The following is a 13,802-nucleotide window of genomic DNA, read 5'->3' as shown; positions in this document are numbered from 1 at the left end:
CGAAAAGAGGGTCTCCTTGCGGAGGCCCTCTTTTTTCATCTCGATGTGGTCACGGCCATCGCCTAGCGTTTAACAGAAACAGCCCCGGAGCGCTTGCTCCGGGGCTGTCTCATCGCCTCCTGTTGCGAGGAAGCTATTTATCCGGGATCAGGCCAGTTGCCCACGTAGGTAATGGTGGCATCCTTGCTTTTGTCCTTCTTCACCTTTGCAGAGGCGGGGTCAGGCCAGTTGCCTACAGCTACCGACGTACCCGAGTTATCGGCGACGGAACCTGAAGCCAGGACGGCCGGAGCCGCCGCAGAAAAAGCCAGGGCCCCAGCCAGGGCGGCCGCGGTTGCGATCTTCTTCAACATATAAGTTCCTCAATACGAGTCGGATTCGTTACAAAGCCAGCACTGTCCTTGTTGACACACATTGTAAAATATTTTCCACAGGGACTGTCAAGCATTCGGCAGCCCAAGTGTCCAGAAGGAGGAAACGCGTGGGCAACGGGTTCGGAGAGAAACTCCGCGCGGAGCGCCTCGAGCGTGGACTGACGCAGGCCGAACTGGGCAAGGACCTGTATTCACCCAGCTACATTTCTCTGCTCGAAACCGGACGCCGGGAGCCGACGGCCGAAGTCATTGAAGAATTGGCGCGCAGGTTGGAACTCGCCCCCAAGGCGCTGGAGGCGTGGAGCCAACCGATTTCCGTAAGCGACGCCGAGTACGTGCTGGCAGGGCTCTACGCCCGCCAGGCCTGGGACCTTCGTGACTATCCATTGGCAGCAAGTCACGCTGCCACGGCCGCGAAGATTGCCCTTGAGGGGCGAAACACCAGCGCGTGGTGGAACATGACCTACATGCAGGCCGAATGCCTTATCAAGCAGGGAAACTGGCGCGACGCCCAGAAAATCATGGAGCACCTGCTCGAGCACCCCATGGCCAGGGAATCGGCCGGCCTTGCCGTTCGGGCACACCAGATGCTGGCCGGAATTTACCAGGGCCAGGGGCAGCTGAGTCTTGCGGTGGACCAGGGGATCCAGGCAGTGGACCTCTGCAAGCAGCTCCCTAAGGGCTCCACGTTGATCATCAACGCCCATCACGCACTCATTGGCGCTCTTGCAGAAAGCGGTCGGCTGGACGACGCCTGGATGTATTGCCAGGCAATGATTGACCACGTCGACGAGCTCTCAATGACCCAGCTCGCCGGCGAGGTGGCTTGGGTTGTTGGGAACGTCGCATTTATGCGGCATGACTACATGGAAGGCGTCAAGCACCACGAACGGGCAGCGCGCCTGCTCTCCCCTGCCAACGACATCGAATTGTGGGCCCGGTTCAATAAGGCGTCGGCAGCGGTTCGGCTATCCTCTGGCATCGTGGAACCGGAGACGCTTTCGTCGATCGAACGGGCTGAACTGGCATTGTCGATTGTGGGTGGGAACAAGTCGGATCAATTGGAAGTCGCCTTCATCCGTGCCCGCTGGCTGTACCTGACCGGGGATATCGTTGCCGCCGTCGAAAAATTGCGCGAGATCCATGCGGAGCGGGAGCATCTTGCCAAGCACACCGCCGGGGAGGTTTCACTGCTGCTTGGCAAGTCCCTCAAGGCCGCGGGCGATACCGACGAAGCACTGGTCCATCTTGAGGACGCCCAAAAGGCGTTCGCCGCTGCCGGCGCACAGGACCGGGTCCAGCAGGCGCTGGACGCCATCCTGGAAATCAAGCTGGCGCAGAAACGCGCTGCCGCGGCCGCCAAAGCCAGTTAAGCGAAGCCAGGTAAACCCGCAAAAGCGGGCTTACCTGGCTTCAAGGTTGGCCGAGGCTGGCCTAGGAGAACGTCTTTCCAGTGATCTTCTCGTACGCTTCGACATACCGGCCGCGGGTACGCTCCACTACCTCCGCGGGAAGCGCGGGCGGCGGGGTGTCCGAAGATTTGTCCCAACCGGACTCGGCTGACGTGAGCCAGTCCCGGACATACTGCTTGTCGTAGGAAGGCTGGGCCTGGCCCGGCTTGTAGGTGCCGGCGTCCCAGAAGCGCGAGGAATCCGGGGTCAGAACCTCATCGCCCAGGGTGATGGACCCGGAGACGGCGTCGTAGCCGAACTCCACCTTGGTATCCGCCAGGATGATGCCGCGCTCGCGGGCGACCTTTTCCGCCGTCGTGTAGATCTTCAGCGTCAACTCGCTGAGGCGGGCGGCGATGTCGTCGCCAACCAGCGCCACCACGGCGTCGTAGGTGATGTTCTCGTCGTGCTCACCGATCAGCGCCTTGGCTGACGGTGTGAAAATGGGGCGCTCGAGCCGGGACCCGTCCAGCAGGCCTTCGGGCAGCGGGATGTTGCACACCGTTCCGGAAGCCTTGTACTCCTGCAGGCCGGACCCTGTGAGGTAGCCGCGGGCGATGCACTCCACCGGGAACATGTCCAGCTTCTTGCAGATCATCGCCCGGCCCTCCACCTCGGCCGGCACGCCGTCCTCCACGGTGGAGCCGAGCACGTGATGTTCCACGCCCAGTTGGTCAAACCACCAGAGGCTCAGCTGGGTCAGGATGCGTCCCTTGTCGGGGATTTCGCTGGACAGCAGGTGGTCGTAGGCGCTGATCCGGTCGCTGGCCACCACCAGCACGCATTCCTGGCCAACGCGCTGCAGGATGGACTCGTCGGCGGGCTCGTAGAGGTCGCGCACCTTGCCGGAGTAGACGTGTGTCCAGCCGGGCAGGTCAAGGGTTTTGGTGGCGTAGCCGCGGTTCTCTGGGGTTGCAGTCATGGGTCAGGCCTTTGCTTTCACGATGGGCATGGAGCCCGTGGCGCCGTAAGGCACCTTGATTTCCCCGCGGGCGGCTTTGCGTCCGACGTCGGTGCGGAACTGCGAGCCGTCCAGCTTCACCAGCTCCACGCCGTCGTACGCTTTCTCGCGTGCCTCCACCAGGTCGCTGCCAAGGGCGACGACGGCCAGCACCCGTCCGCCGGCGGACACCACCTTGCCTTCGTCGTCCAGGGCGGTTCCGGCGTGGATGATGTGCACGCCGTCGAGTTCCTCAACCTTCTTGAGCCCGCGGATGCGGTCGCCGGTGCGGGGCTTGTCCGGGTAGTTTTCCGAGGCGATGACCACGGCGACGGCGGTTTCCCTGGCCCAGCGCAGCTCTTCTGCCTTGTCCAGTTCGCCCTTGGCGGCCGCCATCAGCAGCGCACCGAGGGGGGTCTTGAGCCGGGCGAGGACCGCCTGGGTCTCGGGGTCGCCGAAGCGGACGTTGAACTCAATGACGCGGGTGCCGCGCGAGGTAAGGGCCAGCCCGACGAACAGGACGCCTACGAACGGGGTGCCGCGGCGGGCCATTTCCTTGACGGTTGGCTGGGCTACCCGGTCAAGGACTTCCTGGACCAGGCCTTGCGGGGCCCACTCGAGCGGCGTGTAGGCGCCCATGCCGCCGGTGTTGGGCCCTTCATCGTTGTCGAAGATGCGCTTGAAATCCTGTGCGGGCGAGAGCGCCACGGTGTTCTGCCCATCGCAGAGGACAAACAGGGAAACTTCAGGGCCGTCCAGGAACTCCTCGATGACCACCGAGCCGCCGGCGTCGAAGCAGGACTGGGCGTGCGCCAGGGCTTCATCGCGGTTGCGGGTGACCACAACGCCCTTGCCGGCGGCGAGCCCATCGTCCTTCACGACGTACGGGGCACCGAAGGTGTCCAGGGCGGAGGCTGCTTCCCCGGCATTCGTGGCCACCATGGCCATCGCCGTGGGGACGCCTGCTTCCGCCATGACTTCCTTGGCGAAGGCCTTTGACGCCTCCAGCTGGGCCGCTGCCTTGCTGGGCCCAAACACGGGAATGCCGGCTTCGCGGACGGCGTCCGATACGCCCGCGGCCAGCGGAGCCTCAGGGCCCACCACCACGAGGTCCACGCCGAGCCGGGTGGCCAGTGCCGCAACCGCCTCGGGATCGTTGCCGTTGATGTTGTAGGTGGGGACCAGCTTGCTGATGCCGGCATTGCCAGGCGCCGCGTGGACCTCGGACACGTTGGGGTCGGCAAGCAGGGAGCGGACAATGGCGTGTTCGCGGCCTCCGGGGCCAATGACGAGTACCTTCACAGTGTCCAAGGGTACTTTGTGCACCCTCCCGGCTCCTAAGCTGTGTCCTCCCCCGCCCAGTCAATCCGGACCCCCGCCCGCTCCGAACCATAGACATGACAAAGCTGCGAAACAGGATTACAGGCCCCGCAACCATGGCCGCATTGGCAGGCGTGGTGGCAGCCGCCGTCGTACTTGCTGTTGCGGAGCTGACCGGGGCGTTCTTCACCGCCAGGGCTACTCCCCTGTTTGCCCTGGGGTCCACCTTCATCGATTTCACGCCGCCGGCGTTGAAGGACTTTGCGATCGCCACCTTCGGTACCAACGACAAGGCGGCGCTGTTCGTGGGCATGGGCGTGACCATCGCGGTGCTTGCCTGCATTCTGGGCGTGGTGGCCTACCGGAAATGGGCGCTGGGCGTCCTGGGCGTGCTGTTCATGGGGGCCGTGATCGTGGCCAGCGTGGTGACCCGCGCGGGGGTGGGCGCCGCGGATGCCATCCCTTCCGTGCTGGGAACCATTGCCGGGTTGGTGGTCCTGCGCCGCCTGATGGTGCCGCTGTGGGGCTTGAGGTCGTGGCCGGAGGCTCCGGCGGATACAGCGGCCGACGGCGGGGAAGAGGTTGGGAGCAACGGCACCAGCCGCCGCCGGTTCTTCGCGGCTGCCGGGATCACCGCAGTAGCCGCGGGCATTGCCGCCACCGGCGGGCGGGTGCTGGCTGCCGCCCGCAGCAATGTGGCCAAGGCAAGGGAAGCGCTGGCCTTGCCGTCCCCGGCAAAGGCCGCAGCCGTCGTACCCGCCGGGGTCCAGTCCCCCGTGCCCGGGGTTCCGCCGTGGCTGACCCCCAACGGCGATTTCTACCGGATCGATACGGCGCTGAGCGTCCCGGAAATCAATGTTGACGACTGGGAACTGCGCGTGCACGGGCTCGTGGAACAGGAGGTCACTCTGACCTTCCAGGACCTGCTCGACGCCGACCTGATCGAGTCGCATGTCACGCTCACCTGCGTCTCCAATCCCGTGGGCGGCAACCTGGCCGGCAACGCCAAGTGGCTGGGCCTGCCCATCCGTGAAGTCCTGGCGCGCGCCAAACCCAAGGGCGGGGCGGACATGGTGCTGTCGAAGTCCATCGACGGCTTCAGCGCCTCCACTCCCCTGGAGGTCCTGCAGGACGACAGGGACGCCATGCTGGCCATCGGCATGAACGGGGAGCCGCTTCCGCTGGAGCACGGCTACCCGGTACGGATGGTGGTTCCCGGGCTGTACGGGTTCGTCTCCGCCACCAAGTGGGTGGTGGACCTGGAGGTCACGCGGTTCGCGGACAGCAAGGCCTACTGGACCGAGCGGGGCTGGTCGGAGCGCGGACCCATCAAGACGATGGCACGCGTGGACGTGCCGAAATCCTTTGCGAAAGTACCGGCCGGGAAAGTCGCCGTGGGCGGTACCGCCTGGGCCCAGACGCGCGGCATCACCAAAGTGGAACTCCAGATCGACAATGGCGACTGGACGGAGGCAACCCTTTCCACCGAAGCGTCCACCGTCACCTGGCGCCAGTGGTCTTACGAGTGGGACGCCACGCCCGGCCCGCATTACATCAAGGTCCGGGCCACGGACGGGACCGGGGAGGTACAGACGGACCAGCGCGCCGATCCCGTCCCTGACGGCGCATCGGGGTGGCAGTCGGTGATGGTCACCGTGCAGTAGTCCCGTGCTGCAGTCCCGGGCATCTGCGGGGCTGGCCCATAGACTGGCTGTATGCCGCACAATCCGCATGCCACCTTCACTGTTGACTCCGCCGTCGAACTGGCCGTGATCGAACGAAGCGGCTTTGTGGAGTCGCGGCACATCGGTTCGGCCGTGCTCCTGTCCGCGGACGGTTCGGTGGTCACGGAACTCGGGGACATCAACACCCCCATCTATGCGCGGTCCACGCTCAAGCCGTTCCAGGCCCTGGCGTCCATGCAGTCAGGGGTTCCGCTGAGGGGCGCCCAGGTGGCCATCGCGTGCGGAAGCCATACCGGATCCCTGGACCACATGGATGTGGTGGCGGGCATGCTCAAGGCAGCGGGCGTCCGTGAAGACCAGCTGCAGTGCCCTGAGGCGTGGCCGCAGGATGAAACGGCCCGGAACTGGCTGGTGCGCTCGGAGAAGGGGAAGTCGCGGCTGGCGTACAACTGTTCCGGGAAGCACGCAGCCTTCCTGTGGGCCTGTACTGAGAACGGGTGGGACACGCACAGTTATCTGGAGCCGAACCATCCGTTGCAGCAGCGGGTCCGGACCGTCGTGGAGGAATACACGGGCGAGAAGATCGCGCACCTGGGGATCGACGGCTGCGGCGCCCCCGTGGCGGCTGTTTCCCTGAAGGGCCTTGCAAGGGCATACTCCCACCTGGCCAAGGCCCCCGGCGACCAGAGCTTCAGCGCCAGGGCCGCCACCATCGCCACCTCGATGCTTGACTACCCCTGGGCGGTGCAGGGCCGCGGCGAAGCCAACACCCTGGTGATGGCTGAGCTGGAGGTCATTGCCAAAATCGGGGCTGAGGGCGTCCTGGCCATGGCAACGCCCCAAGGCGTCTCCGTGGCAGTCAAGATCCTTGACGGCAATGTCCGCGCCACCTCGCTGGTGGCCCTCACCCTCCTCGCCGCGGCAGGGGCCGTGGAGATCCCGGGAGTTGCCAGCACCCTGGAGCGCGTGGTGGAACCCGTGCTCGGCGGCGGCCGCCCGGTGGGCAAGATCAGGCTGGGACCGGCAGTTTCCGCGCTCCTGGACTGACGCCCCATCCCCCAGCGACACACCGAAGGAAGATTGAACGCATGGCCGTAGCCCGCCGTCGTATTGATGTCACGGAAGGCAAAGCAGCACTGAAGGCATGGCTGGAAGCTGCCCAGCCGGCGTCGGACGCTCCCCTGCCGCGGACCGTCCTGGCCACTGCGGTCAGGTACTCATTGGAGGAGGTGACGGCGCGCGCACCGGGGAACTCCGTGGAGGTGCGCGTCCCGCCCTTTGGCGTCACCCAGTGCGTTGAGGGTCCGCGGCATACGCGCGGAACCCCGCCCAACGTGATTGAGTGCGACGCCGCCACCTGGCTTGCGATGGTGACCGGCCAGTTGGGCTGGGCGGAGGCAGTCGGGGCCGGCAAGGTGGCAGCGTCCGGCCTGCGCGCGGACCTGTCGGCCCTGCTGCCGCTGTAGCCCTACCGGTGCGGCTACCCGCGGCCGATGAAGGGCATCCCCGCCGCGGTGACCACCACGGAGCCCACGCTGGCCGAGGCCGGCATGTTGGCCATCATCAGCACCGCACGCGCAGCATCCGCCACCGGGAACATCGGCTCCACCTTGCGGCTGCCGTCCGCCTGCAGCGCCCCCGAGCCGACGCCGATGGTGTCCATGATCTCGGTGGCGGTGTTGCCGATATCGATCTGCCCGCAGGTGATGCCGTAACCGCGGCCGTCCAGTTCGATGCTCTTGGTCAGGCCGGTCATGGCGTGCTTGGTGACGGTGTAGGCCACGGTACGCGGCCGCGGTGAATGCGCGGAGATGGAGCCGTTGTTGATGATCCGCCCGCCCTGGGGTTCCTGCACCTTCATGGTCCGGACGGCAGCGGCGGCGCACAGCATGGACCCGGTCAGATTCACGGCCAAGGTGGCGTTCCAGTCCGCCAGGCTGATCTCGTCCACCCCGGCCGCCGGGCCGAACACCCCGGCGTTGTTGAACAGCACGTCCACGCGCCCCCACCGTTGGCGGGCCGCCTCGAAAAGGCGTTCGACGTCGTCGGGCCGGGTCACGTCGCAGGGAACCACCAGTGCGTCCGGGCTGCCGTCCGCTGTTTCCTTCAGCTGCGCCTCCCGGCGGCCGGCAAGTGCCACCCGGTATCCGTCGGCCAGCATCTGCCGGGCAACCTCCCGCCCGATGCCGGAGCCTGCGCCGGTGACGACGGCGACCTTTCGGATCTGATCAGGGCTGCTCATAACGTCCTCCTCGCCTGCACCGGTCATATTTGCATCCTACGCGCACACATCCATAATCTCGAATAGCAAAAATGTTTTCTCGCAATACGAAAAACATGAGCCCGATGCGTTCAAAGATGAAAAGAGGCTGACGTGGCTGCAGGAGAAGATACCTCCCATATCCTCAGCGGGTTGACTAACCAGCTGCCTGATCGTGATCCGGAAGAGACTGCCGAGTGGGTTGAGTCCCTGGACGCGTTGATCAGGGAACAGGGCACCGAGCGTGCCCAATACATCATGCGGAGCCTGCTGCAGCGCGCGGGCGCGCAGAGCGTCGGGGTGCCGATGGTGACCACCACCGATTACGTGAACACGATCCCGGTGGACCAGGAAGCCGAGTTCCCGGGCAACGAGGAGTACGAGCGCCGGTACCGGGCGTACATGCGGTGGAACGCCGCGGTCATGGTCCACCGGGCGCAGCGGCCCGATATCGGGGTCGGCGGGCACATCTCCACTTACGCCGGGGCCGCGACCCTGTACGAGGTCGGGTTCAACCACTTCTTCCGCGGCAAGGACCACCCCGGCGGCGGGGACCAGGTCTTCTTCCAGGGCCACGCCTCCCCCGGCATGTACGCCAGGGCGTTCATGGAAGGACGCCTGTCCGAGGAGGACCTGGACGGGTTCCGGCAGGAAAAGTCCCGGGCCGGCCACGCCCTGTCCTCCTACCCGCACCCGCGCCTGATGCCGCACTTCTGGGAATTCCCCACCGTGTCCATGGGCATCGGCCCGATGAACGCGATCTACCAGGCCCAGAACAACCGCTACCTGCACAACCGCGGCCTGAAAGACACCTCTGACCAGCAGGTCTGGGCGTTCCTGGGCGACGGCGAAATGGACGAGCCCGAGTCCCGCGGCCTGCTCCAGCTGGCAGCGAACGAGAACCTTGACAACCTGAACTTCGTGATCAACTGCAACCTCCAGCGCCTGGACGGGCCGGTGCGCGGCAACGGCAAGATCATGCAGGAACTCGAAGCGTTCTTCCGCGGCGCGGGCTGGAACGTGATCAAGGTCGTCTGGGGCCGGGAGTGGGATGACCTGCTCACCCGCGACACCGACGGGTCCCTGGTGAAAATCATGAACGAGACCGTCGACGGGGACTACCAGACCTACAAAGCCGAATCCGGCGGGTTCGTCCGCGAACACTTCTTCGGCAAGACCCCGCAGACCAAAGACCTCGTCGCGGACCTGACCGATGACCAGATCTGGAACCTCAAACGCGGCGGCCACGACTACCGCAAGGTCTACGCCGCCTACAAAGCAGCCACCGAATTCAAGGGCAAACCCACCGTCATCCTCGCCCACACCGTCAAGGGCTACGGCCTGGGCCCGCACTTCGAGGGCCGCAACGCGACCCACCAGATGAAGAAACTGACCCAGGATGACCTGAAGAAGTTCCGCGACCACCTCCGGATCCCCGTCACCGACGAACAGATCGAGAACGACGCCTACCGGCCGCCGTACTACCACCCCGGTAACGACGCCCCGGAAATCAAGTACATGATGGAACGCCGCGCCGCCCTCGGCGGGTCCGTGCCGGAGCGCCGGAACACCCACGCCGAAATCGCCTTGCCGGACGCGAAGTCCTACGAGGTGGCCAAGCGGGGTTCGGGCAAGCAGCAGGCCGCCACCACCATGGCCTTCGTCCGGCTCCTCAAGGACCTGATGCGGGATAAGAACTTCGGCAAGAACATCGCCCCGATCATCCCCGACGAAGCCCGCACCTTCGGCATGGATGCGTTCTTCCCGACCGCGAAGATCTACAACCCCAAGGGCCAGAACTACCTGTCCGTGGACCGGGACCTGGTCCTGGCCTACAAGGAATCCCCCGCCGGGCAGCTGATCCACCCCGGCATCAACGAAGCCGGCGCCGTCGCAGCGTTCACCGCCGCCGGAACCGCCTACGCCACCCACGGCGTACCCCTGGTCCCGGTCTACGTGTTCTACTCCATGTTCGGCTTTCAGCGCACCGGCGACGCGTTCTGGGCCGCAGCGGACCAAATGACCCGCGGCTTCATCATCGGCGCCACCGCAGGCCGGACCACCCTCACCGGCGAAGGCCTCCAGCACGCCGACGGCCACTCCCCCCTGCTGGCCTCCACCAACCCCGCCGTCATCACCTACGACCCCGCCTACGGCTACGAAATGGGGCACATCATGCGCTCGGGCCTGGAACGGATGTACGGTCCGGACTCGGACGACAAGAACCTCATGTACTACCTCACCGTGTACAACGAACCCATCATCCAGCCCGCAGAACCGGAAAACCTCGACATCGAAGGCGTCATCAAGGGCATCTACCTGCTCGCCCCGGCAAAGATCGACGGTCCCCGCACCCAGATCCTCGCCTCCGGCGTCTCCGTGCCCTGGGCCATCGACGCCCAACGCATCCTCGCCGACGACTGGAACGTCTCCGCCGACGTCTGGTCCGTCACCTCCTGGAACGAACTGCGCCGCGACGGACTCGCCGCCGAAGAAGAAGCCTTCCTCAACCCCGGCCAACCCGCCCGCACCCCCTTCGTCACCCAGCAACTCGAAGGCGCCACCGGCCCCATCGTCGCCGTGTCCGACTACATGAAAGCCGTCCCGGACCAGATCCGCCAATTCGTCCCCAACGAATTCGCCACCCTCGGCGCCGACGGCTTCGGCTTCTCCGACACCCGCGCAGCAGCCCGCCGCTACTTCAAAAACGACACCCACTCCATCGTGGTGAAAGTGCTGCAGCTTCTGGCGGCGAGGGGCGAAGTGGAGGCGGGAGCGCCGCAATACGCACTGGACCGCTACAAGCTCCTGGACGTTACGGCCGGGACCACGGGCGGGGCAGGCGGCGACGCCTGATCCCGGCACAATCCGGCAGCCGGGTCATTTCCGTGGGCAGACTGACCCGGCTCCCTTGTTTGGTTAGGGTTCAGTTATGGGCAACACGGGGCCGGACAATTCGCAGCATTGCGAGACGACGGGCATCGTCCTGGCCGCCGGTGGAGGCACCCGGCTCGGTCTGGGCCCTAAGGCGTTGCTCCCCTACCGTGGACGGCCCCTTGTGGAAATGATCGCCGGGAACCTCCTCGACGGCGGCTGCCGCGAGGTGGTGGTGGTCCTCGGAGCGGGCGCACCGGACGTGGCAGCGACGGCAGAACTGGACCGCTACCGGGTCATCGTCAACCAGGACTGGCACACGGGAATGGGCGGTTCGTTCCTGCTCGGCCACCAGGCCGCTGATCCGGGAGACCACCTACTGATCGCACTGGTGGACCAGCCCGGCCTGACGCCCGCAACGGTGGAGCGGCTGCTGGCCCGCCACCGCCCCGGACGGATCACCGCCGCCGCGTACCGCCGCCGGGACGGCCTCGACGAAGGCGGCGACGCCGAACTCCAGAGGGGTCACCCGCTGCTCATCGACGCCTCGCTGAGGGATGCGGTGTGCGCGACTGTAACGGGCGACGCCGGGGCACGCCGCTTCCTGCAGGCGCATCCGGAGCTGGTGGACGCGGTGGATTGCAGCGACCAGTCAACGGGTGAAGACGTGGATACTCCGGACCAGTTGCACCTTCTCGGCTGACACCCGCTGATCATGCCTATATGCGAAGGTACCGTTCAAGGGCATCTTCTCCGGGTGACTTTCCATGTCGAAAGAAGTCAATACTGCCAGGCCTAAGTCCCTCCGGCCAGTGTGGTGGTTCCCAGTCCTGGTGTTCGCTTTTGTAGTGCCGGCCGGCCGGAGAGGTCCAGCCGGGTGGTTCGTTCTTGCCGGCCGGGGTGGGTTTCCAACGTGTGGTGTGCCGGAGCCTGTGGTGCTTGGGGCACGGTTGTCCCAAGTTGCTGATCCCCGTGGTGCCGCCTTTGTGCCAGGCGAGGATGTGGTCGGCTTCGTTGTCCAGCGAGTTGTTGCTGCACCCAGGGAACGGGCACTTGCCGTCCCGCATCCTCAGCCAGGCCCGCATCGCTTTCGTGATTCGGTAGCTGGTCCTGCCGATCTCCAACGGCGCCCCGTCCCGCGGATCCACCAACACCCGGTGGAAAGAATCTGCCCCGTCCGCGACCAGCCGCCGGGCCATCGACGCCGGGATCGGCCCGTACCCGTCCAGGACCGCCGGCTCCTCCGTCACCCCCATCAGCGCGAACACCGGGACCGTGACCAGAACCTGCGCCCGGACCGGCGAGGACGGGAAATCTGCTGCTTCAACAGTCCCCGCGGTGCTCCCGCGGGCGTCCGTGCTGGCGAGAGTTCCGCTGCCAAGAACCGCGTCGGCAAAGATGTCTGCACGGAGCTGGGCCATGGTGCGGGACTCGTTAGGGCCCTGCATCCCCCGGGCAACAGCGGTGAGCCGGTTCCAGCCAGCCAACGCCTGGTCCGAGGGCAGGCACGCGCTGAGCCAGGCCATCCCGTCCTGGTCCGGCCGGAACTCCACCCGCCGGTCCGCCACACTCTTGGCGTGGCGCTTCTCAATCGACTCCGCGTGATGGCGTTCCCGCCAGAGCCGGGCCTTAACCTTGAACCGGTGCGCCGGCATCTGCCCCACCGGGCACCCCCTTGCCGCACCCGGTGCGTCAGGATCCAGGAAATGCGCCTCCAAGGCCGCCGCCCCCGCAGCATCAAGGCTGGCCGTCTCATCGGCCATGGCCACGGCGTCCTGCCATGAAATCACCCCGACCTGCAAAGCCTCCAGGGTCCGCGGCAACGTGACGGTTACGGCGTGGGAGGTGGCAAGGAAAGACCCCGCAGCCCGCGGACCCAGCGCCAGCACGCACCCTATCTCCGCCGCGACCGCCATCTCCTGCGCCAGCACCGGCACATCCGCCCCGCCACAGCACAGGCGCTGTCCGCGTACCGTACCGCGGCTTTCGCCTTCAGCCCAGCGATCCCCGCCTCGGCCCGCCGGGACCCAGCCAAAATATCCAGGCACCCATCCGCCAAACCGGCCAACGGATCCGCGGCCGAAAAGGGCTCCAAACCCGCCCCATCAACTTCTGCGTTGAGCACAGCGAGGGCAGCCTTGATGTCCTCAAACGCCCTCACCACTGCCGCTTTTCCCATAAACCCATCATGACAAGGGGGTCTGACAATCCGGCCTGCAAAGAGTTCAGCTCAGTCCTGCACCCCTCCCGCCAGCAACTGCTCCAGTCCCCGTTTGAAGCCAGCCCGGCCGCCGTGGGCGGGATGCCGGATTTTGGGGGCGTTCAGCCCGCAGCGCTGCAGGCTGTGCTGCGCCACGTTGCCCACTGCCACGATGGAGCTGATCCCAAAGAGCTCCGCCAGGTCCTGCCAGAAAGGTGTCCCCAGCTTTGTTTCAGAGGGCCTGGGCGTGCGGTTGGACAACGGCTTCCCTGGTTGATGGGGATGCCAGGGAAATGCGCTCCACAGCAGTGGCAGAAGCCCGACTTCCTCCAGCACCTGCCACATCACAGTGGCCGTTGGCTCTGCGGCAACTCCCGCAGCTTCGGGCGGCAGCACGTACCCCTTCCCGGGTCCAAAGAGCCCGAAGCTGTTGGCGGGGCCCTCAAAGATGGTCCGGTTGGTGAAAGGGACGCCGGTGATGCGCATGCCCCTGAATCCAGGCGCCTCCCCTACCAGCAGCACTCCGGGCCGCCGATCGAGCATTTCCTGCAGATAGATTTCCAGGTTGCGGCGGCGCAGCTCATTTGCCGGAACCGAATGGTTGAAGAAGTTGTTGGCCGCCGCTCCCGTATCCACAGCCGCAAGCCGCTCAACAAAATCGTGGACGGAGGCGGTCACCGGCGTGCTCCCAATCAGGC

11 protein-coding genes and 1 pseudogene are annotated in these 13,802 nt (G+C 65.8%); 6 read left to right on the top strand and 6 right to left on the bottom strand.

Annotated features, from left to right (window positions below):
- Positions 1 to 137: 137 nt before the first annotated feature.
- Positions 138 to 353 carry a hypothetical protein gene (locus QFZ60_RS02235; protein ID WP_307087758.1) on the bottom strand — a complete coding sequence of 72 codons (216 nt, stop codon included), beginning with the start codon at positions 351 to 353 and terminating at the stop codon, positions 138 to 140.
- 128 nt (positions 354 to 481) lie between these two features.
- Here QFZ60_RS02235 and QFZ60_RS02230 point away from each other — a divergent pair, with 128 nt between their 5' ends.
- Positions 482 to 1,747: a helix-turn-helix domain-containing protein gene (locus QFZ60_RS02230; protein WP_307087756.1), complete on the top strand. Its 1,266-nt coding sequence runs from the start codon at positions 482 to 484 to the stop codon at positions 1,745 to 1,747.
- 61 nt (positions 1,748 to 1,808) lie between these two features.
- Here the strand turns inward: QFZ60_RS02230 and QFZ60_RS02225 are convergent, their stop codons facing one another.
- Positions 1,809 to 2,747 (bottom strand): phosphoribosylaminoimidazolesuccinocarboxamide synthase, encoded by a 939-nt coding sequence (locus QFZ60_RS02225; protein WP_307087754.1) that lies wholly within the window; start codon positions 2,745 to 2,747, stop codon positions 1,809 to 1,811.
- 3 nt (positions 2,748 to 2,750) lie between these two features.
- Positions 2,751 to 4,067: a phosphoribosylamine--glycine ligase gene (purD, locus tag QFZ60_RS02220; protein WP_307093178.1), complete on the bottom strand. Its 1,317-nt coding sequence runs from the start codon at positions 4,065 to 4,067 to the stop codon at positions 2,751 to 2,753.
- A gap of 95 nt (positions 4,068 to 4,162) precedes the next feature.
- On the opposite strand from purD, the gene QFZ60_RS02215 reads away from it, so the two are divergent.
- The 3 genes from QFZ60_RS02215 to QFZ60_RS02205 are packed head-to-tail and all read left to right on the top strand — an operon-like array spanning position 4,163 to position 7,236.
- Positions 4,163 to 5,749: a molybdopterin-dependent oxidoreductase gene (locus tag QFZ60_RS02215; RefSeq protein ID WP_307087752.1), complete on the top strand. Its 1,587-nt coding sequence runs from the start codon at positions 4,163 to 4,165 to the stop codon at positions 5,747 to 5,749.
- Between the two features lie 51 nt (positions 5,750 to 5,800).
- Entirely contained in the window at positions 5,801 to 6,817 is a 1,017-nt protein-coding gene (locus QFZ60_RS02210) for an asparaginase (RefSeq protein ID WP_307087750.1), read from the top strand.
- A 41-nt stretch (positions 6,818 to 6,858) separates the two neighbouring features.
- Positions 6,859 to 7,236, top strand: coding sequence for a sterol carrier family protein (locus QFZ60_RS02205; RefSeq protein WP_307087748.1), 378 nt, complete (start codon positions 6,859 to 6,861; stop codon positions 7,234 to 7,236).
- Positions 7,237 to 7,250: 14 nt separating this feature from the next.
- On the opposite strand, the gene QFZ60_RS02200 is transcribed toward QFZ60_RS02205, so the two are convergent.
- Positions 7,251 to 8,012, bottom strand: coding sequence for an SDR family oxidoreductase (locus tag QFZ60_RS02200; RefSeq protein ID WP_307087746.1), 762 nt, complete (start codon positions 8,010 to 8,012; stop codon positions 7,251 to 7,253).
- 132 nt (positions 8,013 to 8,144) lie between these two features.
- On the opposite strand from QFZ60_RS02200, the gene aceE reads away from it, so the two are divergent.
- A complete protein-coding gene (gene aceE, locus QFZ60_RS02195; RefSeq protein WP_307087744.1) occupies positions 8,145 to 10,886 on the top strand; it encodes a pyruvate dehydrogenase (acetyl-transferring), homodimeric type in 2,742 nt (913 codons plus the stop codon).
- Positions 10,887 to 10,962: 76 nt separating this feature from the next.
- A complete protein-coding gene (gene nboR / locus QFZ60_RS02190) occupies positions 10,963 to 11,607 on the top strand; it encodes a nicotine blue oxidoreductase (RefSeq protein ID WP_307087742.1) in 645 nt (214 codons plus the stop codon).
- A gap of 16 nt (positions 11,608 to 11,623) precedes the next feature.
- Here the strand turns inward: nboR and QFZ60_RS02185 are convergent.
- Both QFZ60_RS02185 and QFZ60_RS02180 read right to left on the bottom strand, forming a co-directional pair.
- Positions 11,624 to 13,083 (bottom strand): annotated as a pseudogene (locus QFZ60_RS02185) (DUF222 domain-containing protein).
- A 51-nt stretch (positions 13,084 to 13,134) separates the two neighbouring features.
- Entirely contained in the window at positions 13,135 to 13,782 is a 648-nt protein-coding gene (locus tag QFZ60_RS02180) for a uracil-DNA glycosylase (RefSeq protein WP_307087740.1), read from the bottom strand.
- Between the last annotated feature and the right edge of the window lie 20 nt (positions 13,783 to 13,802).

The sequence above is a fragment of the Arthrobacter sp. B2I5 genome (genome assembly GCF_030816735.1).
GTDB lineage: Bacteria > Actinomycetota > Actinomycetes > Actinomycetales > Micrococcaceae > Arthrobacter.
Note: the sequence above shows the minus strand (reverse complement) of the source record. Positions and strands in the feature narration are given on the sequence as shown.

Excerpts from the sequence above, each read along its gene's own strand:
- nboR (WP_307087742.1), top strand. The coding sequence starts at position 10,963 with ATGGGCAACACGGGGCCGGACAATTCGCAGCATTGCGAGACGACGGGC.
- QFZ60_RS02205 (WP_307087748.1), top strand. The coding sequence starts at position 6,859 with ATGGCCGTAGCCCGCCGTCGTATTGATGTCACGGAAGGCAAAGCAGCA.
- QFZ60_RS02200 (WP_307087746.1), bottom strand. The coding sequence starts at position 8,012 with ATGAGCAGCCCTGATCAGATCCGAAAGGTCGCCGTCGTCACCGGCGCA.
- QFZ60_RS02210 (WP_307087750.1), top strand. The coding sequence starts at position 5,801 with ATGCCGCACAATCCGCATGCCACCTTCACTGTTGACTCCGCCGTCGAA.
- QFZ60_RS02235 (WP_307087758.1), bottom strand. The coding sequence starts at position 353 with ATGTTGAAGAAGATCGCAACCGCGGCCGCCCTGGCTGGGGCCCTGGCT.
- QFZ60_RS02215 (WP_307087752.1), top strand. The coding sequence starts at position 4,163 with ATGACAAAGCTGCGAAACAGGATTACAGGCCCCGCAACCATGGCCGCA.
- QFZ60_RS02225 (WP_307087754.1), bottom strand. The coding sequence starts at position 2,747 with ATGACTGCAACCCCAGAGAACCGCGGCTACGCCACCAAAACCCTTGAC.